Source organism: Microlunatus antarcticus (genome assembly GCF_014193425.1).
In the GTDB taxonomy this organism is placed as follows: Bacteria; Actinomycetota; Actinomycetes; order Propionibacteriales; family Propionibacteriaceae; genus Microlunatus; species Microlunatus antarcticus.
Genome location: NZ_JACHZG010000001.1, coordinates 1,132,770 through 1,158,466, shown reverse-complemented (window position 1 = coordinate 1,158,466; position 25,697 = coordinate 1,132,770). Strand labels below are relative to the sequence as shown.

The 25,697-nt window shown below is 71.3% G+C and carries 18 protein-coding genes; 10 read left to right on the top strand and 8 right to left on the bottom strand.

Annotated features, from left to right (window positions below):
* Positions 1–36: 36 nt before the first annotated feature.
* The 4 genes from FHX39_RS05320 to FHX39_RS05305 all read right to left on the bottom strand — a co-directional run bounded on the left by FHX39_RS05320 (position 37) and on the right by FHX39_RS05305 (position 4,712).
* Positions 37–915 (bottom strand): GNAT family N-acetyltransferase, encoded by an 879-nt coding sequence (locus tag FHX39_RS05320; protein WP_332836677.1) that lies wholly within the window; start codon positions 913–915, stop codon positions 37–39.
* 16 nt (positions 916–931) lie between these two features.
* Complete coding sequence (gene ispG / locus FHX39_RS05315) at positions 932–2,104, bottom strand: flavodoxin-dependent (E)-4-hydroxy-3-methylbut-2-enyl-diphosphate synthase (RefSeq protein WP_183337119.1); 1,173 nt, start codon at positions 2,102–2,104, stop codon at positions 932–934.
* 114 nt (positions 2,105–2,218) lie between these two features.
* Complete coding sequence (locus tag FHX39_RS05310) at positions 2,219–3,298, bottom strand: right-handed parallel beta-helix repeat-containing protein (protein WP_183337118.1); 1,080 nt, start codon at positions 3,296–3,298, stop codon at positions 2,219–2,221.
* A 112-nt stretch (positions 3,299–3,410) separates the two neighbouring features.
* Complete coding sequence (locus FHX39_RS05305; protein WP_183337117.1) at positions 3,411–4,712, bottom strand: M50 family metallopeptidase; 1,302 nt, start codon at positions 4,710–4,712, stop codon at positions 3,411–3,413.
* 259 nt (positions 4,713–4,971) lie between these two features.
* Between FHX39_RS05305 and FHX39_RS05300 the strand changes: the two genes are divergently transcribed.
* Positions 4,972–5,847 (top strand): phytanoyl-CoA dioxygenase family protein, encoded by an 876-nt coding sequence (locus FHX39_RS05300; protein ID WP_183337116.1) that lies wholly within the window; start codon positions 4,972–4,974, stop codon positions 5,845–5,847.
* On the opposite strand, the gene dxr is transcribed toward FHX39_RS05300, so the two are convergent.
* On the bottom strand, positions 5,844–7,118 hold the full coding sequence (gene dxr, locus FHX39_RS05295; protein ID WP_183337115.1) for a 1-deoxy-D-xylulose-5-phosphate reductoisomerase: 1,275 nt from the start codon (positions 7,116–7,118) through the stop codon (positions 5,844–5,846). The two genes, FHX39_RS05300 and dxr, sit on opposite strands and share 4 nt — an antisense overlap.
* Positions 7,119–7,343: 225 nt before the next feature.
* On the opposite strand from dxr, the gene FHX39_RS05290 reads away from it, so the two are divergent.
* The 9 genes from FHX39_RS05290 to FHX39_RS05250 all read left to right on the top strand — a co-directional run bounded on the left by FHX39_RS05290 (position 7,344) and on the right by FHX39_RS05250 (position 22,199).
* Complete coding sequence (locus tag FHX39_RS05290) at positions 7,344–7,862, top strand: hypothetical protein (RefSeq protein WP_183337114.1); 519 nt, start codon at positions 7,344–7,346, stop codon at positions 7,860–7,862.
* A gap of 325 nt (positions 7,863–8,187) precedes the next feature.
* Positions 8,188–14,040: a DUF4082 domain-containing protein gene (locus FHX39_RS05285; protein WP_183337113.1), complete on the top strand. Its 5,853-nt coding sequence runs from the start codon at positions 8,188–8,190 to the stop codon at positions 14,038–14,040.
* A gap of 44 nt (positions 14,041–14,084) precedes the next feature.
* On the top strand, positions 14,085–15,143 hold the full coding sequence (locus FHX39_RS05280; RefSeq protein WP_183337112.1) for a Gfo/Idh/MocA family protein: 1,059 nt from the start codon (positions 14,085–14,087) through the stop codon (positions 15,141–15,143).
* On the top strand, positions 15,140–16,174 hold the full coding sequence (locus FHX39_RS05275) for an NAD-dependent epimerase/dehydratase family protein (RefSeq protein WP_183337111.1): 1,035 nt from the start codon (positions 15,140–15,142) through the stop codon (positions 16,172–16,174). Before FHX39_RS05280 ends, FHX39_RS05275 begins: the two co-directional genes overlap by 4 nt.
* Entirely contained in the window at positions 16,171–17,310 is a 1,140-nt protein-coding gene (locus FHX39_RS05270) for a DegT/DnrJ/EryC1/StrS family aminotransferase (protein ID WP_183337110.1), read from the top strand. Before FHX39_RS05275 ends, FHX39_RS05270 begins: the two co-directional genes overlap by 4 nt.
* Complete coding sequence (locus FHX39_RS05265; RefSeq protein WP_183337109.1) at positions 17,307–17,999, top strand: NeuD/PglB/VioB family sugar acetyltransferase; 693 nt, start codon at positions 17,307–17,309, stop codon at positions 17,997–17,999. Before FHX39_RS05270 ends, FHX39_RS05265 begins: the two co-directional genes overlap by 4 nt.
* Positions 17,996–19,111: a DegT/DnrJ/EryC1/StrS family aminotransferase gene (locus FHX39_RS05260; RefSeq protein ID WP_332836676.1), complete on the top strand. Its 1,116-nt coding sequence runs from the start codon at positions 17,996–17,998 to the stop codon at positions 19,109–19,111. Before FHX39_RS05265 ends, FHX39_RS05260 begins: the two co-directional genes overlap by 4 nt.
* Positions 19,108–20,553 carry an oligosaccharide flippase family protein gene (locus FHX39_RS05255; protein WP_198423267.1) on the top strand — a complete coding sequence of 482 codons (1,446 nt, stop codon included), beginning with the start codon at positions 19,108–19,110 and terminating at the stop codon, positions 20,551–20,553. Before FHX39_RS05260 ends, FHX39_RS05255 begins: the two co-directional genes overlap by 4 nt.
* Positions 20,550–22,199 carry a glycosyltransferase family protein gene (locus tag FHX39_RS05250; RefSeq protein ID WP_183337108.1) on the top strand — a complete coding sequence of 550 codons (1,650 nt, stop codon included), beginning with the start codon at positions 20,550–20,552 and terminating at the stop codon, positions 22,197–22,199. The genes FHX39_RS05255 and FHX39_RS05250 overlap by 4 nt, the downstream gene beginning before the upstream one ends.
* A 43-nt stretch (positions 22,200–22,242) precedes the next feature.
* Here the strand turns inward: FHX39_RS05250 and FHX39_RS05245 are convergent, their stop codons facing one another.
* Genes FHX39_RS05245 through FHX39_RS05235 form a run of 3 tightly spaced genes read right to left on the bottom strand, consistent with a single transcriptional unit; the run spans position 22,243 to position 25,693 of the window.
* Entirely contained in the window at positions 22,243–23,424 is a 1,182-nt protein-coding gene (locus FHX39_RS05245) for a glycosyltransferase (RefSeq protein ID WP_183337107.1), read from the bottom strand.
* Positions 23,421–24,359, bottom strand: a complete 939-nt coding sequence (locus FHX39_RS05240; protein WP_183337106.1) for a glycosyltransferase family 2 protein — start codon at positions 24,357–24,359, stop codon at positions 23,421–23,423. Before FHX39_RS05240 ends, FHX39_RS05245 begins: the two co-directional genes overlap by 4 nt.
* On the bottom strand, positions 24,356–25,693 hold the full coding sequence (locus FHX39_RS05235; protein WP_183337105.1) for an O-antigen ligase family protein: 1,338 nt from the start codon (positions 25,691–25,693) through the stop codon (positions 24,356–24,358). The genes FHX39_RS05240 and FHX39_RS05235 overlap by 4 nt, the downstream gene beginning before the upstream one ends.
* Positions 25,694–25,697: the final 4 nt, after the last annotated feature.

Genomic DNA, 25,697 nt, shown 5'->3' with positions numbered 1-25,697 from the left:
CCCGGCGCCTTGGAGCCCCGAGACGACCACGCCCGCCTAGTAGTGGATCGTCGCGAACTCGCCGACCTGGGTGAAGCCGACCCGGTCGTAGGTCGCCCGCGCCGCGTGGTTGTAGTCGTTCACGTAGAGCGAGACGGTCGGCACCACCGTCCGGGCCAGCTTGACCACCGCGGCCATCGCCGCCGGCGCCATGCCGCGCCCGCGCAGCTCGGGGTCGAGCCAGACGCCCTGCACCTGGCAGACCGATCCCGAGACCGAGCCCAGGTCGGCCTTGAAGAGCACCTTCTCGCCGTCGAACAGCGCGAACGCCCGGCCGCTGCTGATCAGCTGACGGACGTAGAAGCGATAGCCCGCCGAGTTCCCGGAGACCGGCGAGACGCCGATCTCCTCGGTGTACATCTTGATCGCCGCCTCGGTGTAGGCGTCCCAGTGCTCCAGGGTCACCCGCCGTACGCGGGGGTCCGGCTCGATCAGGGGGTCGCCGACGATCGTCATGACCGGCTGGTGCGGCCGGACGTCGCGCACCTCGGACCAGCTCGGGCCCCAGCGGTCGCCCAGCATCCGCCAGAACCGCGTGGCGGTCTCGGCGGGGCCGATGATCGAGGCGCACATGCGCTGGCGGCCGGCGTACTCGGTCCAGGCTTGCAGAGCCTCGTCGTCGGCGTTGACGGGGACGAGGTTGGAGCCGGCGTGGCAGAGCGCGGTCAGCGCGCCGTCGCGTTCGTAGCCCCACACCTGGCAGCCGAGCGTGGCCGGGTCGAGGCCGGCGGCACGGACGCGAGCGGCGACGAAGACGTTCTCGACGGGCCGTGCGGACAGCACCCGTACCGCGGCGGGGACGTCGTCCCGGCCGAGCACGCGGACCGAGCCGCGGTCGCGCAGGCCGATGCCCCCTCCCGCCCGGGTCGAGGTCACCGCGTCGTCACGTCCGTCAGACCCGGGCGGGCGCGCTGCCCGCGACCGAGACCAGGGGCGCACCGCTCTCCTCGCCCGCAGGCATCTCGTCGGCCAGGCGCATGGCCTCCTCGATGAGGGTCGCGACGATGTCGGCCTCCGGCACGGTCTTGATCACCTCGCCGCGGACGAAGATCTGACCCTTGCCGTTGCCCGACGCCACGCCCAGGTCGGCCTCGCGGGCCTCGCCCGGACCGTTCACGACGCAGCCCATGACCGCGACGCGGAGCGGGACGGTCATGCCCTCGAGCCCGGCCGTGACCTGCTCCGCCAGCGTGTAGACGTCGACCTGCGCGCGGCCGCACGAGGGGCAGGACACGATCTCGAGTTTGCGGGGCCGCAGGTTGAGCGACTGCAGGATCTGCAGCCCGACCTTGACCTCCTCGACCGGCGGGGCCGAGAGCGAGACGCGGATGGTGTCGCCGATGCCCCGGCTGAGCAGCGAGCCGAAGGCGACCGAGGACTTGATCGTCCCCTGGAACGCGGGGCCGGCCTCGGTGACGCCGAGGTGCAGCGGGTAGTCGCAGGACTCGCTGAGGAGCTCGTACGCCCGGACCATGATCACCGGGTCGTTGTGCTTGACGCTGATCTTGAACTCGCGGAAGTCGTGCTCCTCGAAGAGGCTGGCCTCCCACAGCGCGGACTCGACGAGCGCCTCCGGGGTGGCCTTGCCGTACTTGGCCATCAGGCGCTTGTCGAGCGAGCCGGCGTTGACGCCGATCCGGATCGAGGTGCCGTGGTCCTTCGCGGCCTTCGCGATCTCCTTGACCTGGTCGTCGAAGGCGCGGATGTTGCCCGGGTTGACCCGGACCGCCGCGCAGCCCGCCTCGATGGCGGCGAAGACGTACTTCGGCTGGAAGTGGATGTCCGCGATCACGGGGATCTGCGACTTGTGCGCGATGGCCGGGAGCGCGTCGGCGTCGTCCTGGCTCGGCACGGCCACGCGCACGATGTCGCAGCCGGTCGCGGTGAGCTCGGCGATCTGCTGGAGCGTGGCGTTGATGTTCGAGGTCAGCGTCGTCGTCATGGACTGGACGCTGACCGGCGCGTCACCACCGACGTCGACCTTGCCCACCTTGATCTTGCGGGTCTTGCGGCGCGGGGCGAGGGTGGGAGGCGGCAGCGAGGGCAGCCCGAGGTTGATAGTCATGGCGCTTTCAGCGTAGCCGCGCCCCCTCCACCGCGCGGGCGTGGCCGCGCGGTGGAGGAGGCGTCGTGCTGGTCGCGGGGTGGACCTCCCGCGCAGGGCCGTGTCTCACTCGGCTCAGGAGACGGTGCGGCCCTTGCTGGGACCGTCGGCCCAGGTGTTGCCCGAGACCGTGTAGGAGGGCATCAGGTCGGTGAGCGGGCCGAACGCCCCGGCCTTCGCGAAGTAGCGGGTGGAGAACTGGTTGTCCTTGACCGTGACGCCGGCCGCGGGCCCGTCGCCGCCGTTGCCTTCCTCCGAGCCCGCGTAGATCGTCCAGGCGCCTCCGGCGACGAGGTTCCGTTCGATGACGAGGTCGGAGATGGGACCGAAGTCGGCCTTGGCCAGGATGCCGGACGTCGCGGACTTCAGGCCGATGAGGATCGAGTTGTGGACGATCTTGATGTGCGAGCCGGCCAGCACCTGCAGGCCGTCGTTGTGCGAGTCGTTCGTCCCCACGAGGTCGTGGATGTAGGAGTCCTGGATGACGACGTTGCTACCCACCTTGAAGCCGTCGATCGTCCCGTGGACGTCGCAGCGGAGGCAGGTGTAGCCGGCACCGTTGACGGCGGAGTCCCCGTTGGTGTTGCCCTGGCCGTCGATCTCCACGTCGACGAGCTGCAGACCGGTGTTCCCGTTGGCCGCCAGCACGTTGAAGAAGCAGTTCTTCGACTGGATCAGGCTGTTGCGGATGGTGACGTCGTTCGCCTTGACCTCGATGCAGGTGGTGATGCGCTTGCCGTCGATCACGGTGCCGGCGGTCGTGATCGTGGCGGGCCCGGTGTAGGCCGACAGCGTCACGCCGGAGGGCACGCCGGTCGACGAGGCGGACGGGAAGTCGTCTCCGCCCGTGGGGTTCGGGCTCGCGGTGGCGGACGGGCTCGGCGTGCTGGACGGCGAGGGGGTGCTCGAAGGCGAAGGGCTCGCGCTCGGTGCCGGCGGCAAGCTCGTGCTCGGCGAGAGCGCAGCGACCTGGGCGTCCAGCTTGTCGAACCGGCACGCGGAGTACTTCAGAAGGTCGGCGTGGGAGGGGCTCTTCGTGCTCCCCACCACCTTCCGGCACGTGGTGTCGTTCGGTGTCGCGGCACCTGCGGCGAGGCTGCCCCCCAGCAGGGCGGCGAGGACGAGGAAGACGAGCACGGTCAGTGGTCGGCGCACGGGAGTGGCTCCTTGACGATCGGAGAGCCTCTCGGCTCGGTGGTTCCCCCGATCTGTCCCCGCCCGTTCATCGTCCGACGGGTCCCCGTCGTTACCTGCCCGCGACCCTGCGCTACTGGAACAGGCGGATCGGGTCGATCACGTCGGCGAGGATGAGCACGGCGCCGGACACCGCGATCAGCGAGCCGACGACGTACGCGACCGGCAGCATCTTCGCCGTGTCGACGAAGCCGGGGTCGGGCCGCTTGAAGAGGGCGGCCAGGCGGCGGCGGACCGCCTCGTACAGCGCGCCGGCGATGTGGCCGCCGTCGAGCGGGAGCAGCGGCACGAAGTTGAAGAGCGCGACGAAGAGGTTCACGGAGCCGAGCACGGTGACCAGCGCGGCGCCCTTGTCGGCCGCATCGATCTTGTTGGTCGACGCGATCTCCCCTGCCGCCCGGCTGGCGCCGAGGATGCTCATCGGCCCGTACAGGTCGCGCGGCTTGCCCGTCACGAGGTTGTAGCCGGTGTAGAAGACCTTGGCCGGGAAGTGCACCAGGGCGACAGCGGTCTGCTCCGTCATCGTCCACATGTCCCGAACCACCGCGACCGGCCCGCCGCGCACCCGCTCGACGGTCGGGACGACCCCGAGGAACCCGGCCGCCACGCGCTTCGACGGGTCGAGCGCGTCGGGGACGCCCTGGACGACAGTGCTGACGGTGGGCAGCGCGAGGTCCTGTCCCCCACGGACCACCGTCAGCTGGGCTGGACGGTCGAGGTTGCCGCGGATCGCGGTGGAGACGTCGGCCCAGGAGTCGACCGCCCGGCCGTTGAAGCTGACGATGCGATCTCCGGGCTGGAGGCCCATCTGGGCCGCCGGGGTCGGTGCCTTGCCGGTGCAGCTGGTGTCCGTCGCGTCACCCGGCACGATGCAGGGCTGGACCTCCGACACCGTGAGCTGGGGGCGTGAGACCCCGTAGACAGCGGTGACGCCCAGCAGGAGGAGGAACGCGAGCAGGATGTTCATGGTCGGGCCGCCGGCCATGATGATCACCTTCTGCCAGGACCGCTTCTGGTAGAAGAGCCGACCCTCGTCGGCGGGAGTGATGTCCTCCCACTCGACGGAACGGGCCTGGTCGGCCATGGTCTGGAACATGCCCGTGCGCGTCCTGCGGACCTGGTCGGGGTGCTCCTTGCTCGGCGGGTACATGCCGACGAAGCGGACGTAGCCACCCAGCGGGATCGCCTTCACCCCGTACTCGGTCTCCCCGCGCCGCGTGGACCAGAGGGTTCGCCCGAAGCCGACGAAGTACTGCGTGGTCTTGACGCCGAAGAGCTTGCCCGGCACGAGGTGGCCGATCTCGTGCAGCGCGATGGAGGCCATCACGAGCGCGAAGAAGACGACCGCACCGAGGACGTACACGACGATGTCCATCAGCGTCCGCCTCTCCTCTCTACCCCTGCCGACCGGCATCGAGCGTACGTCGGAGCCGGTGCGGCCGCCGGACCTCGTGAGGGCTGCCGGACGCGAACCAGACCCTCGCACGTCGTACCGGCCGACGGACCAGAACCGACGCGGCGCGATGAGTTCGGGGAAATCTCCGCCAAGAGCGGTCGCGCCACCTTGGGCGGGCTACCTTCCCCACGACCCGGTCGAGGCCTGCCGGTTCCTGAGACCTGGAGAGAGGCGCGACATGTCGAGCACGCTGGGACGCGCGGCCAATCGCGCGAAGCGTCAGGTCATCGCTCGGTTCGCTCCGGCGCACCGGCTCGTGCAGAGGGGCTACGAGGCCCGGTTGCACGAGCACCACGCGAACCTGCCCGCGATCAGCCCGGCGATGTCCGCACTGATCGAGCAGGTCGAGGCGACCGGAGTGGCCGTCAGCTCGCTCGACGAGCTGGGCATCCCGGGGACCGAACAGCTGAAGGTCGTCCTCGACGGGCTGAAGGCCTCGTTGGCCGCGCGCGACCCCGACGGTGCCAGCGCGCTCAAGCCGGCGCACCAGGAGCTCCTGGCCGACGCCGCCCTGTGGCGGTGGGGGCTCCAGCCGCAGCTGCTCGACCTCGTGGAGAACTACATCGGTCTCCCGATCACCTACTACGGTGCCGCGGTCTACCGCGAGGTGGCCGACGGACGCACCGAGGGAACCCGTCAGTGGCACCGCGACATCGAGGACCACAAGGTGTTCAAGATCCTGGTCTGGATCGACGACGTCAGTCCGCGCGGGGGCGCGTTGGAGTACGTCCCCAGACCGGTCTCCGACCCCGCGGTCGAGCAGCTCAAGTACGTCGCCGGGTTCGTGAGCGACGCCGACATGAGCAGCGTCGTATCGCCAGAGGAATGGGTGAAGGCCGCTGGACCGCGGTGGACGGCCGTGCTCGCCGACCCGGCCAGGATCCTCCACCGGGCCAGCCTGGCCGAGGACAAGGACCGGTACTCGGTCACCTTCACCTGGACGTCGCGCCACCCGATCAAGACGATGCCGCTGGCGGAGCCCTTCACGGCCGACGAGAGCGCCCGGTTGCACGCCGACCTGAGCGCGGCCCAGCTCGCCTGCCTGTCGGCCTAGCCCCGTCCGTCCGCCCGCGGTCCGGTGTCGTCGCGGCCCTCGGCGACCTGCACGAGCTCGGCGGCTCGCGACCGGGCCCAGGCGTCCGCGGCGAGCACCGAGTCCAGGGTGAGGCCCGCGCCGCTCACCAGTCCCGATCCTCCGACGGCGTCGGATCGGTTCCCAGGCCCGCCCACGTGCTCGTCGAGCACCCGCGCGATGACGTCGACGATGCCGAGGAACGGCAGCCGCCCCTCGTGGAACGCGTCGACGCACACCTCGTTCGCGGCGTTGTAGACCGCCGGCGCGCTGCCGCCGTGGCGACCGGCCATGCGAGCCAGCTCGACGGCAGGGAACGCCTCGGAGTCCAGGGGCTCGAACGTCCACTCCTGCGCCCGTGACCAGTCGCAGGCCGCCGCTGCGCCGGGGACCCGGTCCGGCCAACCGAGAGCGAGAGCGATCGGCAGCCGCATGTCCGGCGGAGAGGCTTGGGCGATGGTCGAGCCGTCGACGAACTGGACCATCGAGTGCACCAGCGACTGCGGGTGCACGACGACGTCGATCCGGTCGAGCGGGACCCCGAAGAGGAGGTGGGCCTCGAGCAGCTCGAGGCCCTTGTTGACCAGCGTGGCCGAGTTCGTGGTGATGACCCGACCCATGTCCCAGGTCGGGTGGGCCAGCGCCTGCGCGGGAGTCACGTCGGCCATCTCCGCCCGGCTCCGACCGCGGAACGGTCCCCCGCTCGCCGTCAGGACGAGCCGGTCGACCTCGACGTCGCGCCCGCCCCGCAGGCACTGGGCGATGGCGGAGTGCTCGGAGTCGACGGCGACGATCTGGCCGGGTGCGGCGGCCGCCAGCACGAGCGGCCCACCGACGACCAGGGACTCCTTGTTCGCCAGGGCGAGGACGGCCCCGGACGCCAGCGCGGCCAGCGTCGGAGCGAGCCCGGTCGATCCGGTGATGCCGTTGAGCACGACGTCGCAGGGGTACGCGGCCAGCTCCGTCGCCGCGTCCGGGCCGGCGATGATCCGGGGCAGCCTGGTGTCCCCGGTCGACCAGCCGCGCCGCTGCGCCTCGGCGTAGAAGGCCAGCTGCAGGTCCTGCACGGTGGTGGCGCGGGCGACCGCGACGACCTGCGCCCCCGTCTCCAGGGCCTGGCGCGCGAGCAAGGCGACGGACGCGCCCCCGGCGGCCAGCCCGACCACCCGGAACACCTCCGGACTGCGGGCCATGACCTCCAGCGCCTGCGTCCCGATCGAACCGGTGCTGCCCAGGACCACGACGTCACGCACCGGTTCAGTGTGGCAGGGGTGCCGGACGCCGGGCCGCGCGCCGCACGACTTCGACGAACTGGCCCCCCGGGTGCCGTCCGGTCACTACGTTCTCTAGCGTCAGGCGACCGAGCTGCGGGGGGACGAAGAATGGTTCGACGAGGGTTGGTCCGACGGCGGATGGTGGCGCCCGCTGTGGCGGCGATGGCGTTTCTCGCCGGCTGCTCCGCATCAGGACCCCAGATCGTGCCGCTGCCCGAGATGTCGACCGCCGCGACCAGCGAGGCGCAGACCACCGCGCCCGACGTCACGCCCAGCCCGGGATCGACGGACGAGCTCGCCAGCGGGTTGGCGCACCACGTCGTGCGGTCCGGTGGGCTGACGATCGACGTGACCTATTCGGTCGCCACCCCGACCCGCTGGGCCTCGGACGGCGGCACGCCCGTCCAGGTGGAGGTCGCCGTGCGCGATCGTGTGCGGAAGATCTACCTCACGCGGACGACGATGCGGTTCGTCGTGAACGACGGGACGTCGAACCTTCCCGGCCCTGACCCCCTCGTCGACACGACGAACCTGACGCCGGGCTACCTGGTGACCCCGCCGTACTCCTACGTCCAGTCGTTCTCGGTCCCGCCGGTCGACCGCACGGCGCAGGTCCTGACCATGAACGTCAAGCTGGAGCTGGTCTCCCTCGTCGACAAGAAGGCCAAGGACTACAGCAAGCAGACCGTGACCGACGTGCTGACGACCGTTGTCGCCGTCTGACCTGGGCGTCTCTCCCAGCGCTCCAGGTCAAGGACCAACGCACTCAGGATTTTGACGGGTAATTCTTGTAGTCGTCACACCGGCCCCCGCGCAGCCCATACGCTCACCGAGGCTGAGCTCGCAGCGTCGTCGAGGTTCCGTTTCCCCGACGCCCACCCTGTCACCAGGAGTGCGTGAGGCCTCTCTGCGGGGGCAGGGATCACCACCGCGGGGGGCGGTGGGGACACGAGGGGCCGACATGTTCGAGACTCGACCATCGCAGCAGGGCTCCGCATCGGTCGCTTGGCGGCTCTCGCGCTCGCGACTCCTGGTCCTGACCGGCCTCATGGCCGTTGTCGCGACGTTCCTGGTGCTGCCGGCGACCCCGGCCGCGGCCGCGTGCAGCGGGAACGCCATCGTGTGCGAGAACCAGCTCCCAGGCGAGAGCGCCGGCGACTGGGACGTGTTCGGTGCCGGTGACGACACGATCCAGGGCTTCGCCACGGCGACGAGCGTCAACGTGGGCGCGTCCATCAACTTCAAGATCAACACGGACGCTCGGGCCTACTCGGTCAAGATCTACCGGCTCGGCTGGTACCAGGGCACGGGCGCCCGGCTGATCACCACCATCGCCCCCTCGGCACCGCTCCCCCAGGTCCAGCCACCGTGCGCCACCGACGCCAGCACCGAGCTCACCGACTGCGGGACATGGGGCGTGTCGGCCTCGTGGAACGTCCCCTCCACCGCCGTCTCGGGGATCTACATCGCGCGCCTGACCCGGACCGACACCGGGGGCGACTCCCACATCCCGTTCGTGGTGCGCAACGACGGCAACACCTCCGCCGCGGTCTTCCAGACCTCCGACTCCACCTGGCAGGCCTACAACACCTACGGCGGCTCGGACTTCTACGAGGGCAAGGCGAACGGCCGGGCCTACAAGATCAGCTACAACCGGCCGTACCTGACGCGCGGCACGTCCTACGGCCGGGACTTCCTCTTCTCCAACGAGTACCCGATGCTGCGGTTCCTCGAGCAGAACGGGGTCGACGTGTCCTACGTGTCGGGCCTCGACGTGGCGACCGACCCGGCGCTCCTGCGCAAGCACAAGGTGTTCCTGTCGGTCGGGCACGACGAGTACTGGACGAAGGAGCAGCGGAAGAACGTCACCGACGCGCGCGACGCCGGGGTGAACCTCGCGTTCTTCGGCGGGAACGACGTCTACTGGAAGACGCGGCTGGAGCCCTCGCAGGACGGCACCAGCACGCCCAACCGGACCATCGTGGACTACAAGAACACGTGGGCGAACGCCGCGATCGACCCCGTCGAGCCGACCGCCACCTGGAGGGACCCGCGGTTCGGGGACCTCGGTTACGGCTACGGCCCCGAGAACGGTCTGATCGGCACGCTCTACCAGGCGAACTCCGACGACTTCCCGATGCAGGTGAGCTCCGAGGAGGGCAAGCTGCGGGTCTGGCGCGGCACCACGCTCGCATCGATGGCGAACGGCGCGAAGGCGACGCTCGCCGACCACATGGTCGGCTACGAGTCGAACGAGGACATCGACAACGGCTACCGGCCGGACGGGCTCATCGACATGTCGACCGCCGTCGGCAACACGCCCGAGTACCTGCGTGACTTCGGCAACCAGGTGAGCCCGGGCACGACCACCCACCACATCACGCTCTACCGCGCCTCGAGCGGCGCGCTCGTCTTCTCGGCCGGCACGATCCAGTGGTCCTGGGGTCTCGACTCGCGCGGTGACGGAGCCGACCGTCCGGCGGCCGACCCGCGCGTCCGGCAGGCGACGATCAACCTGCTCACCGACATGGCCGCACCCGCCACGACGCTGGCGTCGGACCTCACCCCGGTGACGGCGTCGACCGACACGGTGGCGCCCTCGGTCGTCGTGACCGCACCGGCCTCGGGCCAGTCGCTGACGCAGGGTTCGCTGCTGACCGTCAACGGCACGGCGACCGACACCGGCGGGCGGGTCGCCGGCGTCGAGGTCTCCGTCGACGGCGGCGCGAGCTTCCACCCGGCGAGCGGGACGACGAGCTGGTCCTACTCGGGGATCCTGACCGGCAACGGACCGTCCGCGGTCCAGGTGCGCGCCACCGACGACTCGGCCCGGACGTCCGCGCCGGTCCTGGTCGCCGTCACCTCGACCTGCCCGTGCTCGATCTTCGGGGTCGCTACCCCGTTGCAGGTCGACCCGGGTGACGGATCGCCGGTCACGGTCGGCACGAAGTTCACGTCCTCGCGCGACGGCTACGTCAGCGGCATCCGCTTCTACAAGGCCGCCGCGAACACCGGCACGCACACGGGCACGCTCTACTCGACGTCGGGCACGGTGCTGGCTACCGGGACGTTCACCAACGAGACCGCCAGCGGCTGGCAGACGCTGCAGTTCAGCCAGGCGGTCGCCATCAACGCGGGAACGACCTACGTCGCCGCGTACTACGCCCCGGTCGGCCACTACTCCGCCGACTCCTACTACTTCGGCAAGCCGTACAACGCCGGGGTCCTCACCGCCGCCGGCGGCAGCGGGGTCACCAACGGGGTCTACGCCGACCGGTCGGCCTTCCCGACCAACAGCATCCGGCAGACCAACTACTACGTGGACGCGGTGTTCTCGCCCGACGACACCATCCCGGCCACGGTCACGACCGTCAGCCCCAGGGCCGGGGCGAGCTCGGTGGCCACCTCCACGGTCGCCGCCGCGACCTTCTCGAAGGCCGTCGACCCGGCCACGATCTCGATGCAGCTGATCGATGCCGCCCAGAACGTCATCAACGGGACCGTCAGCTGGAACGCAGCGACCAGGACCGCCACGTTCAACCCGGTGCAGGGCCTCGCGAGCAGCACGGCCTACACCGCGACCGTCAACGCCGCGACGCTGGCGGCACCGGTCCAGTGGACCTTCAGCACGGTCGACCCGGACGCGACGCCGAACGAGTGCCCGTGCACGCTCTTCAACGACTCCGACCAGCCCGCCTCCGGACCGGCTGACGACTCCGGCGGCGTCAAGCTCGGAGTCGCCTTCAAGGCCTCGCAGGACGGTCAGATCACCGGAGCCCGGTTCTGGAAGCGTCCGGAGGAGACCGCGCCGCACACCGTCAACCTCTGGTCGGGCAGCACGAAGGTCGCAGAGGCGACCACGATCAACGAGACGACCTCCGGCTGGCAGGAAGCGACCTTCGCCGCTCCTCAGACGGTGACGAAGGGCACGACCTACGTCGTGTCGTACACGTCCTCGACCGGGAAGTACGGCTACACGAGCAACGGCCTCGCCGACCCCGTCACGAACGGTCCGCTGTCCACCTCGGCGACCGCCGGCCGCTACACGTACGGCGCCGGGGACGCCCCGACGAACTCGTCCAACGCCAACTACTTCGTGGACCCGGTCTTCGTCCCGAGCGCTGCGACGAAGCCGACCGTCCTGTCGACCTCGCCCGGCGACGGGGCCCGCTCCGTGCCGGTGGACGACCATCTCCAGATCCGGTTCAACACCGCGATCCAGCCCGGCTCGGCCACGGTCAAGGTCGTCCGGACCTCTGACGGCAACCCGGTCGCCGGGACCGTGGGTGCCGAGTCCCAGGGAACGACCGCGACGTTCGTGCCCTCGTCGGACCTCGCGCCGGGGACGAAGTACACGCTGACCGTGAGCGATGCCATCAGCACCGGTGGTCCGAAGATGTCCGGCTCGATCAGCTCCAGCTTCACGACCTCGGGTGCCGCGGCGTGCCCGTGCTCCTTGATGGAGACGACGACCCGGCCCGTGCAGTCCGACGGAGGCGACGGTGACGCCGTCACTCTGGGCCTCAAGTTCACCCCGACGACCACGGGGTTCGTGAAGGGTCTGCGGTACTGGCGGGACGCGAGCAACACCGGGACGCACACCGGCGCGCTCTACTCCGCGACGGGTCAGAAGCTCGCCGGCCTGACCTTCGACGACTCGGGCACCGGTTGGCAGACCGCGAGCTTCAGCACCAACGTGCCCGTGACCGCCGGCACCACCTACGTCGCGTCGTACTACGCGCCGAAGGGCCACTACGCCGCCGACCTCAACTACTTCACGAACCCCGTGGTCAACACCCCGCTCGCCAGCGCCGATCCCGGCAGCCTGTACGCCTACGGCGACACCTTCCCCGACCACTCGTACGCCAACACCAACTACTACGTCGACGTCGTGTTCGACACGAACGACGACGCGGCTCTGCAGGTGTCGTCGATCACGCCGCCAAAAGGGTCGACCGGCGTCGCGACCACGACGGCCGTCTCGGCGACCTTCAGCCGGGATGTCGACCCGAGCTCCGTCCAGCTGACGCTGGCTGACGCCGCCGGCAACCTCGTCGGCGGTCAGGTCGTCTACGACGCCGCCACCAAGAAGGTCACCTTCACCACGGCCGCACCACTCTCGGGGGCGACGACCTACACCGCCACCGCCACCGCGGCGAGCGCCTCCGGCGTGGCGATGACTGCACCGAGGACGTGGAGCTTCACCACGGCCGACACGCAGCCACCGAGCGTGACGACCGTGAGCCCCGCTGACGGATCCACGGGCGTCACGACCGCCGCGAAGGTGGTCGCGACCTTCGCCTCGCCGATAGATCCCGCCTCGGCGCTCTTCACCGTGGCCCGGTCCGACACCTCGGCGGTCGCCGCCGGGGCGACGACCTACGACGCCACCACGAGGACGGCCACGTTCACCCCGACGAGCGCCCTCGCCGACAACGCGGCGTACACGGTCTCGGTGTCGGCCCGGAACACGTCGGGCATCAGCATGGCGGCGCCCAGGACCTGGTCCTTCACCACGGCCGACACCCAGCCGCCCATGGTGTCGACGACGAGCCCGTCACCGGGAGCGACCGGCGTCGGCGCGTCGGCCAAGGTCACAGCCGTCTTCGTCCGCGCGGTGGACCCGGCCTCGGTCGTGGTGTCGGTGAAGAACACGAGCACCTCGGCCGCGGTCGCCGGGACGACCGCCTACGACGCCGGGAGCAGGACGGCGACGTTCACCCCGTCGGCCGCCTTCGCCGGCCTGACCGGCTACACGGCCTCCGTGACCGCGAAGAACGTCTCGGGTGTCGCGATGACCGCTCCGCAGACGTGGACCTTCACCACCGCCGACTCGGTCGCACCCACCGTCACCGCAGTGACGCCAGCGGCCGGAGCGACCAACGTCGGCGCCACCACCACAGTGACGGCGACCTTTGCCCGGGCGGTCGACCCGGCCACGGTTCAGCTCGTTCTCAAGACGGCCGGCGGCACCACGGTCGCCGGAGCGACGAGCCTCGACGCCGGTAACCTCAAGGCCACGTTCACACCCGGAGCCGCCCTGGCCGGCGTCACCGGGTACACGGCCAGCGTGACGGCGAAGAACGCGTCGGGCGTGGCCATGAGCGCCCCCCGGACGTGGTCCTTCACCACTGCGGACACCGACGCCCCGACCCTGTCGAGCAGGACCCCGGCCGCAGGCGCGGCGAACGTCGCCGCCGGCACCAACGTCACCGCCACCTTCGCCCGGCCGGTCACCACCAGCAGCATCACGGTCTCGCTCAAGACGGCGTCGGGCGCGATGGTCGCGGGGGCCGGTAGCTACAACACCAGCACCCGGGTGGTGACCTTCAACCCGACGGCCGACCTGACCAGCTCGACCACCTACACCGCCTCGGTGGGCGCCACCAGCTCGACCGGCGTCCCCATGACGTCGCCCGCCACCTGGACGTTCACCACGGCCGCGCAGAGCTTCAGCCTCTACACGACCACGCGCACGCCGTCGACGTCGGCCGTCTCCACGACCACCCCGACCACGGTGGGCGTGCGGTTCAGCTCGACACGGGCCGGTTCGGTGACGGCCATCCGTTACTACGCGAGCTCCGTCAACACCGGCCGGACCGTCAAGCTCTGGGCCGCCGACGGCTCGGTGCTGGGCACCGCGACCACGACCCAGACCACGACCGGGTGGCGGACCGCCACGTTCAGCACGCCGGTCGCGGTCGCCGCAGGCACGACGTACACCGCGTCGTACTACGCCCCGGTCGGCCGCTGGTCGACGACCACGGGCAGCTACGCCTCGGCGTTCACGTCGGGTCCGCTCACCGTCCCGGCCTCCGGCGGCGTCACCGGCAACGGCGACGTCCTCCCGACCATCGCGAGCACCACCAACTACTGGGTCGACGTCGTCGTCTCCATCTGATCCACACCTTGCCTGCACCATCCACTGACACCTCTGGGGGAGAGATGTACTCGATTGCCGTCATCGGCGCTGGTTACTGGGGTCCGAACCTCATCCGCAACTTCCGGGCCAACCCGGCCTGGGACCTCGTCGCGGTCTGCGACCTCGACGAGACCCGCGCCCGCAAGGTCGTGGGCGCCCGCTCGACCGTCGAGGTCGAGACCTCGGTCGAGCGGCTGCTCGCCCGCGACGACATCGACGCGGTCGCCATCGCGACGCCGGCCAAGACGCACGCGCCGCTCGCGCTCGCCGCCTTCCAGGCCGGCAAGCACGTGCTCGTGGAGAAGCCGCTCGCCGACAACGCCGAGACCGCGGCCGTGATGGTCAGTGCGGCCGAGGCAGCCGGCAAGGTGCTGATGATCGACCACACCTTCTGCTACACGCCCGCGGTGCAGTACATCCGCGACACGATCGCCTCCGGCGAGCTGGGCGACGTGCTCTACGTCGACTCGACCCGCATCAACCTCGGCCTCGTGCAGCCCGACGTCGACGTGTTCTGGGACCTCGCCCCGCACGACCTCTCGATCCTCGACTTCATCCTGCCGGGCGGTCTGCGGCCCACCGACGTGACCGCGCACGGGGCGGACCCGCTCGGGGCCGGCAAGGCCTGCGTCGGCTACCTGAACCTGCCGCTCGCCAACGGCGCGATCGCGCACGTCAACGTCAACTGGCTCTCCCCCACCAAGATCCGTCAGATGGTCATCGGCGGCAGCCGCCGGACCCTGGTGTGGGACGACATGAACCCCGCTCAGCGGATCTCCGTCCACGACCGCGGTGTGGACCTGCGCACGCAGGCGGCCGACGCCGCCGTCCAGCGCGAGGCCGTCACGGTCTCCTACCGGATGGGCGACGTCGTCGTCCCGGCCCTCAAGGAGGGCGAGGCCCTGGCCGGCGTCGCCACCGAGTTCGCCGCCGCGATCGAGGCCGGCCGCGCCCCGCAGACCGACGGTCGTTCGGGGCTCCGGGTCCTGTCCGTGCTCGAGGCCGCCAGCGCGAGCCTCGCCAGCGGTAGGCCCGTGCGCACGGTCGAGCAGCACGTCGCGCAGCCGGAGCTCGTGGCATGAGCGGCCCCGACCTGAAGGGCGCCACCACGCTCGTCACCGGCGGCGCCGGGACCATCGGCTCGACCATCGTCGACCAGCTGCTCGAGGCGGGGGTCGGCGAGGTCCGCATCCTCGACAACCTCGTGCGTGGTCGTCGGGGCAACCTGCGCGGTCCCCTCGAGGATCCGCGGGTCCGGCTCGTCGTCGGAGACCTGCGAGACCGCGACCTCGTGCACGACCTCGCCGCCGGTGCCGACGTGGTCTTCCACCAGGCGGCGATCCGGATCACGCAGTGCGCCGAGGAGCCACGGCTGGCGCTGGAGGTGCTGGTCGACGGCACGTTCAACGTCATCGAGGCGGCCGCGCAGCAAAAGGTGGGCAAGCTCGTGGCCGCGTCCTCGGCGTCGGTCTACGGGCTGGCGGAGGAGTTCCCGACCACGGAGCACCAGCACCCCTACGACAACGACACCTTCTACGGCGCGGCGAAGACCTTCAACGAGGGCATGCTGCGCAGCTTCCGAGCGATGTCCGGGCTCGACTACGTCGCCCTGCGCTACTTCAACGTCTACGGCCCGCGGATGGACATCCACGGCCTCTACACGGAGGTGCTCATCCGCTGGATGGAGCGCATCGTCGCCGGCAAGCCGCCGCTGATCTTCGGCAGCGGGGCTCAGACGATGGACTTCGTGTTCACCACCGACATCGCCCGCGCCAACCTGCTCGCGGCGACGAGCCCGGTCGTCGAGGGCGTCTACAACGTCGCCCGCGGCGAGGAGACGTCGCTGCTGCAGCTGGCCGAGCGCCTGCTGTCGGTGATGGGGTCCGACCTCGGCGTCGAGCACGGGCCGGACCGTCCGGTGAACGGCGTGACCCGTCGCCTCGCGAGCACGGAGGCCGCCCGTCAGGACCTCGGCTTCACCGCCGACATCGGCCTGGACGAGGGGCTCCGCCAACTCGTCGACTGGTGGCGCAGCGAGAAGGCCCTCGGGTTCGACCCGGGCCAGGACGAGCAGGACGACCAGAAGACCGAGCCGGCGGGAGCGATGGCATGAGCCGCGTCAACGTGATGCTCCCCTACCTGGGCGAGGAGGAGGTCGAGGCGGTCGCCGAGGTCCTCCGCTCCGGCTGGGTGGCCCAGGGCCCGCGCGTCGCGTCCTTCGAAGCGGCCTTCGCCACCGCGATGCAGGCCGAGCACGCGGTCGCCGTGTCCTCGTGCACCACCGGCCTGCACCTCGCCATGGTCGTGGTCGGGGTCGGTCCGGGCGACGAGGTCGTCGTCCCGTCGTTCTCGTTCATCGCGACCAGCAACGCTGTGCGCTACGTCGGGGCGACCCCGGTCTTCGCCGACGTCGACGTGACGACGGGCAACCTCACGCCGGCGGCGGTCGAGGCTGCACTCACCGAGCGCACCCGGGCGGTCGTCGTCGTGGACCAGGGTGGTGTCCCGGTCGACCTCGACGCCATCCGTGCCGTCTGCGACCCCCGCGGCGTCGCGGTGGTCGAGGACGCCGCGTGCGGTGCCGGCTCCACCTACCGTGGCCGGCCGGTCGGCGCGGGCGCGGAGATCTCGGCGTGGTCCTTCCACCCGCGCAAGATCCTCACCACCGGTGAGGGCGGGATGGTCACGACGTCCCGCCAAGACTGGGCCGACCGGGTCCGCAAGCTCCGCGAGCACGCGATGAGCGTGTCCGCGGCCGACCGGCACGCGTCGGTCCTCGCCCCGCCCGAGACGTACGACGAGGTGGGCTACAACTTCCGGATGACCGACCTCCAGGCTGCGGTCGGGCTGGTCCAGCTGGGCCGGCTGCCCGAGGTCGTGGCCCGTCGCCGCGAGCTCGCGGCGTCGTACCAGAAGTTCCTCGGCGAGGTCCCCGGCCTGCGCACAGTCACCGACCCGGCCTGGGGCGAGAGCAACTTCCAGTCCTTCTGGGTCGAGGTCGGCGAGGCCTACCCGCTCGGCCGCGACGGGCTGCTCGAGGCGCTGGCGCACGCCGACATCTCCGCGCGGCGAGGGATCATGTCGACGCACCGGCAGCCGCCGTACGTCGGCGTGGCCGCGCCCGGCTCGCTGCCGGTGACCGAGCACCTGACCGACACCACGCTGATCCTGCCGCTCTTCCACCAGATGGACGAGACCCAGCAGGCGCGGGTGGTCGACGTGCTGACCGAGGCCGGCCGGTCGGCGTGAGCGTGCCGCTGATCCTCGTGGCGGCGAGCGGGCTCGCCCGCGAGGTGCTCGCCGCCCTCGCGGAGGCGCCCTCCGGCTTCGAGGTCCGCGGGCTGCTCGACGACGCCCCGAACCTGGCCGGCACCACCGTCGGTGGCGCACCCGTGCTGGGCACGGTCGAGGCCGCCGCTGAGCACCCGGACGCGAGGTTCCTGGTCTGCGCGGGCCGCGGTGCGAGCCGCGCCGCGATCGTCGACCGGCTCGCCGCGCTGGGCATCGACGGCGACCGGTTCGCGACGTTCGTGCACCCGCGGGCGTCGGTGCCGCGGACCTGCCGGATCGGCTGCGGGAGCGTGCTCCTCGCCGGTACCGTCCTGACGACGGACGTGGGGGTCGGGAGGCATGTCGTGGTGATGCCGAACGTCACCCTCACCCACGACGACAAGGTCGGCGACTTCGCCACGCTCTGCGCCGGCGTCAGCCTCGGTGGGCACGTGGTCGTGGAGCCGTACGCGTACCTCGGGATGAGCAGCAGCGTCCGGGAGCACACCACGGTCGGGGCCCGCTCCGTGCTCGGCATGGGCGCGGTGCTCCTGTCCGACCTCCCGGCCGACCAGACCTGGACCGGCGTCCCGGCCCGACCCCGCCAGAGAACGACCCCTGACACCACGACCCCAGACACCACCACCTCGATCGGGAGCAGCTCGTGAACGCCATTCCGCTGGTCGACCTCGCCGCACAGCAGGCGGAGATCTCGGACGAGGTGATGGCCGGCCTGACCGAGGTGTTCGCGACCACCGCCTTCATCGGGGGCAAGCCCGTCGCCGAGTTCGAGCTCGCCTACGCCGAGGCGACGAACGTCGCGCACTGCGTGGGCGTCGCCAACGGCACCGACGCGCTGGAGCTCGCTCTGCGCGGCGTCGGCGTCACCGCCGGGGGCGAGGTGATCATCCCCGCGAACACCTTCATCGCGACGGCCGAGGCCGTCTCCCGGATCGGCGCCGTCCCGGTCCTGGTCGACGTCGACGACAAGCACCTGCTGATCGACCCAGACCTGATCGCCGCCGCCGTCACGCCGCGGACCCAGGCCATCGTGCCGGTCCACCTCTTCGGCCAGGTCGCCCCGGTCGAGCGGGTGCTCGCGGTCGCCGGCGACATCCCGGTCGTCGAGGACGCCGCGCAGTCCCAGGGAGCGACCCGCTTCGGCCGGTACGCCGGCAGCCTGGGTGCTGCAGCCGGCACCAGCTTCTACCCGGGCAAGAACCTCGGCGCCGCGGGCGACGCCGGTGCGGTCACGACGCAGGACGCCGATCTCGCCGCCCGCGTGCGGATCGTCGCCAGCCACGGGTCGGCGCGCAAGTACGACCACGAGGTCGTGGGCATGAACTCGCGCCTCGACACCGTGCAGGCCGTCGTGCTCAACGCCAAACTCAAGCGCCTGGCCGGGTGGAACGAGGCCCGACGGGTCGCCGCGGCGCGGTACTCGGAGCTGCTGGCCGACGTCGACGGCGTGCGCGCCCCGCGGTCCGCCGAGGGCAACGTCGACGCCTGGCACCTCTACGTCGTGCGCGTGCAGGACCGCGACGCGGTCCTGCGCAGCCTCAACGAGGCCGGCATCGGTGCGGGCATCCACTACCCCGTCCCGGTGCACCTGACCCGCGCGTACGCGTCCCTCGGTCTGGGCGTCGGTTCCTTCCCCGTGTCGGAGCGGGCCGCGACCGAGATCCTCTCGCTGCCGCTGTACCCGCACATCTCGTCCGAGCAGCAGGAGCGCGTGGTCGACGCGCTGCGCACAGCCGTGCGGCCCGCCCCCGTCCAGTGACCACGACAGCGCCGGCGCCGTCCTCGGGCGGCCTCAGCTCGGTCGCCTCGCGTGCGCTGCGCTGGAGCTTTCTCAACACGGTCGTCTCCAAGCTCGGGACGATGGCCGTGGGCATCGTCCTGGCGCGGTTGCTCGGCCCTGCCGAGTTCGGCACGTTCGCCGTGGCGACGGTCGCCCTGACGGCGATCCTGAGCTTCAACGAGCTCGGGGTCAGTCTGGCGATCGTGCGGTGGGCGGAGGACCCCGACCGCATCGCTCCCACGGTCGCCACGCTCTCCGTCGCCATGAGCGCCCTGCTGACCGGCTCCATGGTGCTGCTCGCCCCCTGGTTCTGCGCGGTGATGGGCTCGCCGAGTGCCACACCGGTCGTTCGGCTGATGGCGCTCTCCGTGCTGCTGAGCGGCCTGGTGGCCACCCCGGCAGCGCTGATGCAACGCGAGTTCCGCCAGCGCGAGCGCGTGGTGGTCGACCAGATCGGCATCTGGCTCGGCGCCGCCTGCTCGCTCGGCCTCGCGCTGGTCGGGCTCGGCGCGATGAGCCTCGCGGTCGGCCGCGTGGTCGGAGCCGGGGCGAGCGCGATCGCCTTCGGCCGGCTGTGCCCTCAGGGCTTCCGCCTCGGTCTGCGTCGCGACGCCCTGCCGGCCCTGCTCTCGTTCGGACTGCCCCTGGCCGGCACGAGCATCCTGGTCTTCGCAGTCGGGTACGTCGACCAGCTCGTGGCGGGCAGCAGGCTCGGCGCGACCGCTCTCGGCTTCTACGTCCTGGCCTTCAACCTGTCGAGCTGGCCGGTCTTCATCTTCTCCCTGCCGCTGCGCAGCGTCGGCCCGGCTCTGTTCGCCCGGCTCCGTGGTGACGTCCCCGCGACGCGCGTCGAGTTCCGTCGGCTGCTCGGCCTGCTCGCCTCCGCCAGCATCCCAATCTGCGCGCTGCTCGCGGGAGCGGCAGACCCGATCGTGCGTCTGGTCTACGGCTCGGCCTGGCAGCCCGCCGCCCAGGCCCTGCAGCTGCTCGGGCTCGGAGCCGCGGCTCGCATCTTCGGCGAGCTGGCGTACGACTACCTGGTGATCAACGGACGCTCCCGCTCTCTGCTGGCGGTCCAGGCAGTCTGGCTCGTCGTGCTGGTCCCCGCGCTGCTGGTCGGCAGCCGGGACGGGCTGCGTGGCGTCGCGACCGCCCAGCTGGTCGTGATGGCAGTGATCCTGCCGCTCTACGTCGCCCTGCTGCGCCTGCACGGGCTCGCTGTGGGCGACGTCCTCCGCCCGGTGGCGGTCCCGCTGACCGTCGGCGTGGTCGTCTTCTTCGGCACCGGTCTGGTCGCCGCGTCAGTCCCGGGTGCCTTGTCCGCGTGCCTGGTCTGCGGCGGGGTCGCCGCCGTCGGTGCGCTGCCGCTGCTGTGGCGCCATCGCGCGTCGCTGACCGGCCTGGCCAGAGGCGGCTCGTGAGCGCACCGATCCCGCTCGACCGTACGAACGGCCTTGATCAGGAGGACCCCGTCCGTGCCGAGGCCCGAGCGCGTCTGAGCAGGAACTTCACCGAGTTCAGCCGCCTGCGGGACCGCGCCGACCACGACGTCCGGGCCGGACGGCCGGACCGGGCCGCCGCCTGGGTGCAGACCGCGGCCGACTACGCCTGGCTCAACCCCGGGGGGCAGTTCGCGGACGCCGATCTCGAGAGCATGCTCCTGCCACTCGCCGCAGCGGTACCGGAACCGGACGGCCGACGGCCCACAACCACGGCGGGCCGGGTGCTGCACATCGTCACCCAGGCCTACCAGACCGGGGGGTCGACCCAGTTCGTCGCCTCCTGGGCCGACCAGGACCTCAGCCGTGAGCACCACGTGTGCCTGACCCGTCAGGGACCGGTCCCGCTTCCCCCCAAGCTGCTCGCCCGCGCGGAGTCGCAGCTCACCCTGAGCCGGGCCGACGAGGTCCGGGGACTGCTCAGGAGAGCGGGAGAGGTGCGCGCGCTGGCGCGAGGGAGCGATCTCGTCCTCGTGCACGCCCATCCCTACGACGTGGTACCGGGCCTGGCGTTCGCGGGCGTTCCGGACCTGCCTCCGATCGTGTACGTCAACCATGCCGACCACGTCTTCTGGCTCGGGACGCAGATCACCTCCCTCCTCCTCAACATGCGCAGGAGTGGATCCGAGCTCGCCGTCCGTCGACGCGGCATCGACCCGGAACGGTCCGCCATCCTGGCTCGGCCGTTGAACCCACGTGGTCGGACGATGAGTCGTGCCGCGGCGAAGGAGCGCCTGGGCCTCGACCCGCAGCAGGTCGTCGTCGTGACCGCCGCCGACCCGTCCAAGTACCGACCCGTGTCCGGCCCGAGCCTGCTCGACCTCGTCCTGCCGGCGATCGCCTCCCGTGCGGACGCCGTGCTGCTGGCCGCCGGGCCCGAGCCCGAGGGCGAGTGGGCCACGGCCCAGGCGTCCACCGGCGGCCGGGTGCGTGCCCTCGGGCTCCTGGACGACCCGGGCCTGGTCCAGCAAGCGGCCGATGTCTACCTCGACTCGTTCCCCTTCAGCTCCTTGACCTCGTTGCTCGAGGTGGGCAGCCTCGGGACTCCGGTGGTCACCTACGCGGGGCACCCGGACGGGTGCGACGTCTTCGGTGCCGACACCCCGGTCGTCGAGGACCACATGCACCGGCCGACCACCCCGGAGGACCTGACGTCGACGCTGGAGGCCCTCCTGGAGAGCGCGGCCCTGCGCGACAGCTCGGGAGCCGCCGTCGAGGCGAGCATCCTGTCGTCCCACACCGGACCCGGCTGGAGAGCGGCGCTCGACCTTCTGGTCGAGCGTGCGGAGAGTGCGGCCTCACCACCTCGGGTCGGGCGGACGGACCGCCGGGAGGAGGAGGTGGACCTGCTCCTGCTGGCGGTCATGGAACGGACGGCCTGGAGCCGGGGACCTGGAGAGGTGGTCCGGTCCAACCTCTCGGCCTTCCCGACATCCACACGGCTGCGGCTGACCGCGGAGCTCGTCAGGTCCGGCACCACCGTGTCCGCGAAGGATCTGCTGCCGGACCACGTCCGGCCGGGCCTGGCGCGAGCCAGGTCGACCGCCCGACGGCTGAGACGCCGCTGATCTCCTGCGACTGAGCGGGTCGCAGAGCGCCCCGGAGTCCTGATCAGCCCCTGGCGCCCAGGGGTACGGCGGCTGGCCTCGACCACGACTCGGGGAGCCGGTCCAGCGGAACACCGCAGAGGAGCCAGATCTCCTCGGAGTGCAGACCGAGCAGGCAGGACCTGCCGCCGGGCACGACCGTGCTCAGCGACGTCAGGTCGTCGAGCGTCAGTCCCCCGACCAGAAGGATCTCGTCGGCAGCCAGGGCCGCGATCAGCCCCGGCACGGCGTCGGCTGTCGGTAGAGCACTCATCAGGACCGGCCGACCGTGCCGAGAGAAGAGGAGGGGTGTGACGTTGTGGTCGGCGAAGGCTCCACCGTGGTCGATGTTGACGAGCCGGAGCGGCACGTCGGCGTGCAACGGGAGCAGGTCGACCTCCTCCCTCATGTCGCTGAGCACCACCGGGACGCCCAGACGGCGACGTGCGCGCAGCGCGAGCCAGGAGTGGCGCAACCAGCGCAACCGCCAGCCGTGCCGTCGCACGAGAGGCCGGGCGCGGAGCCGGGACTCGTGCCCGCCGATGACCCCGCAGGTCGTCTGGATGGGCAGCTGGGCGGGGTGCAGACGACCGACGGCGTGGTGCGCCTCGTCGAGCCGGGCCATGTTGACCGTCAGGCTGTTGTGCGTGATCGCCAGGTCGACGGCTCCCGCCCGCCGGCCCAGGCTCGCCATCCGCAGGCTATACTCGACGCCGTACGCGTGCCACGCCAGGTCAGGGGCCTCGGTCAGAGGGTGCTCGAGCACGAGGTCGCGGGGGATCATGAACAGGACCTCGTCGAGCGTCTGCACCGGCACCGGCCGGGGCGCGGACATCCCGATGAGCTGGGTCCGGTCGCGCATCAGGCCGACGCTCCGGCCGTCCGACGTCACGCCGTTCGCGCCGAGGACGCCCCAGTCCCCGCCGTCGAAGGCTCGAGCCGCCTCCGCGAGCCGTTCGACGGAGTGCAGGTAGACGTCCTGGTGGACGAAGACGACCACGCTGTGCCGGGCCTGACGCGCCGCGTGGTTGAGCGCCGCTCCGGCGCTGGAGAACGCGTGCTCGGTGTTGTCGACCGGGATGTAGTCGACGTCGAGCGGGCCGGCGTAGGCCTCCACCGACCGGTCCAGGCACTCGCGGCGCACCGCGGGGTCGTTGAAGACGCAGGCGATGGAGATGCCCCCGTCGGGATCGCGGTCGGTGGTCATCGAGCTCCCTCGCTCCTCGTCAGCAGCCGTGGTTCCAGCAGCCCTCTGGCCGCGGCACGGTTCTTGCTCCGGCCGAGTGCGGCTCGGCTGGCCTCCCGGAGCAGCGTCACGAGCCAGAAGGCGAGCGTGGCGGCCCTCCCGTTGCGTCGGCGGAAGAGCCGGACCCGGTTCACCTGCTGCAGACGCCACAGCCAGTCCACGGAGACCGAGGACCCGCCCTCGAGGTGCACGACCTCAGCAGTCGGGACGTAGAGGGTGCCGAGACCGGCGTCACGAGCCCGCAGGTCGAAGTCGGTCTCCTCGCAGTAGAGGAAGAAGGACTCGTCCCAGGGTCCGCAGACATCCCAGCACTCGCGGCTGACGAGCTGTGTCGACCCCTCTGCCCAGTCCACCCACTGCTCGACGCCGTACGCGGCGGGGTTGGTGACCGTCTCACCCAGCTCCAGGACACGGCCCGCGACCTTGGCGCTGAGCACCGCGTCCCAGAACGAGTGCGCCACGCTCGGCTCGCGTCGCATCGAGTCGATCAGGCGGCCCGAGGCATCCGTCAGGCGCGGGACCACGATACCCGCGTGCGTCGCCCGCATCCGACGAAGCAGCTCCGGCACGCACCCCGGGCGCAGGCGGACGTCCGAGTTGAGCAGCAGCACCGCCGTGTGCGGGCCGGCGGCCGCAACTCCCGCGTTGATCCCCGCGGCGTAGCCACCGTTGCGTCCGGTCCGGATCACGGTGGCGTCGGGGGCGAGCTCCTCCACGAGGTCAGGGCTGCCGTCCGAGGAGTCGTTGTCGACGGCGACGAGCTCGTGGTCGACCCCGGCCAGACCCGCAGGCAGGGACGACAGGAAGTCCGCCAGGTGCTCGGCGCTGTTGTAGAGGACCACGACCACGACGACCCGCTCCGGCTCGCCGGCCGCAGGCCCGGCGCATGAGCTCATGCTCCACCGCCCCGGAGCTCCGCAGCCGGGGAGGTCGCCGCCAGGCGCCGGAGCGCCCCGGCGAGGCCGAGCACGAGGAAGAAGCAACCGGCCGACTGGGGGAAGCCGAAGCTGTCGAAGAAGGCGAGGCCGGCCGCGCCGCTCACGATGGAGGCGAGAACGGCGTACGCCAGCTGCCGGTCGAGCTCGCCGGGCAGCGCACGTGCCGCCGTGAGTGCCGCCCTGCACGCGACGAGGGTGAGGGCCACCAGCCCGACGAGTCCGAGCAGACCACCCTCCACCAGCAGGCCCAGGTAGGCGTTGTCGAAGATCCAGTACTTGGGCAGGAACGTGCCGAAACCCCGCCCCAACCAGGGGCTGTGGCTGAAGAAGGCGCCGGCCAGGTCGTAGCTGCCGGTGCGCGACGCGATGCTGGAGTCGTTCCCGGCGCCCGTGAAGAGGCGGGTCGTGGCGCCGAGCGAGCCGGGGACCGCGACGTAGACGGCGACCGAGGCGAAGGCCGCCACGACGATCGCCTTGAGCCGGAGCGCCGCCGGCCAGCTGGCCGCGAGCACCAGCAACGACAGCACGGTGCAGACCAGGGCGGAGCGCGAGCTCGACAGGAACACGTCCAGCGCGATCACGGCGAGCAGCCCGCGGTACACCCAGCGACGGTTCGGCGCCCAGAGCGCGTGCACGACCGCCAGCGGAAGGCCGATCGAGAGCACCACCCCGTACTCGATCGGGTGGGTCGACGTCCCGTTGGGCCGCGGCAGCCCGTTGCGCATGGTGAGCTCGGTGGGCGGGATCGAGGCGAGCCCCGGGATGTGCAGCCGGTCGATGAGCATCTCGCGGGTCAGGAACTGCACCAGCCCGAGGACGGCGACGAGCCCGATCGCGACCACCAGCCGGGAGGTGAAGACCCGCAACCGAGCACGGTCGTGGATGCCGTCGGTGGTCACGAGCAGGACGCCGCAGAAGCCGATGAGCTTCAGCATGCCGAAGTCGGCCGGGCTGACCTCGTCGGGCGAGAGCGGACCCGCCATGGCGTGCGCGTAGACCGCGACCATGACGAGCAACCAGAGCAGCGTCGCCCGACGCACGTGAGGGTCGGCCCCCGGCCGTCGCCAGGACCGGTGCAGCTGGAACCACGCCCAGAGCAGGAACAGGCCGACGGCGACGACCGTGGAGGGCGAGCCGGCGCTGCCCAGGGGGGCGAGGACCATGACCGACGGGACCCCGAGCAGCAGCACGAGGTAGACCGTCAGGACGGTCACACCGTCCCACCGGGCGAAGAACCACGGACGGCTCCGCAGGGCAAGGGGGCTCCGCTCCCGCCCGAGCGTCTGCGACACCAGG

Coding starts and splice junctions, on each gene's coding strand:
- ispG (WP_183337119.1), bottom strand. CDS start 2,104: ATGACTATCAACCTCGGGCTGCCCTCGCTGCCGCCTCCCACCCTCGCC.
- FHX39_RS05305 (WP_183337117.1), bottom strand. CDS start 4,712: ATGGACATCGTCGTGTACGTCCTCGGTGCGGTCGTCTTCTTCGCGCTC.
- FHX39_RS05300 (WP_183337116.1), top strand. CDS start 4,972: ATGTCGAGCACGCTGGGACGCGCGGCCAATCGCGCGAAGCGTCAGGTC.
- FHX39_RS05285 (WP_183337113.1), top strand. CDS start 8,188: ATGGCCGTTGTCGCGACGTTCCTGGTGCTGCCGGCGACCCCGGCCGCG.
- FHX39_RS05280 (WP_183337112.1), top strand. CDS start 14,085: ATGTACTCGATTGCCGTCATCGGCGCTGGTTACTGGGGTCCGAACCTC.
- FHX39_RS05275 (WP_183337111.1), top strand. CDS start 15,140: ATGAGCGGCCCCGACCTGAAGGGCGCCACCACGCTCGTCACCGGCGGC.
- FHX39_RS05270 (WP_183337110.1), top strand. CDS start 16,171: ATGAGCCGCGTCAACGTGATGCTCCCCTACCTGGGCGAGGAGGAGGTC.
- FHX39_RS05245 (WP_183337107.1), bottom strand. CDS start 23,424: ATGACCACCGACCGCGATCCCGACGGGGGCATCTCCATCGCCTGCGTC.
- FHX39_RS05240 (WP_183337106.1), bottom strand. CDS start 24,359: ATGAGCTCATGCGCCGGGCCTGCGGCCGGCGAGCCGGAGCGGGTCGTC.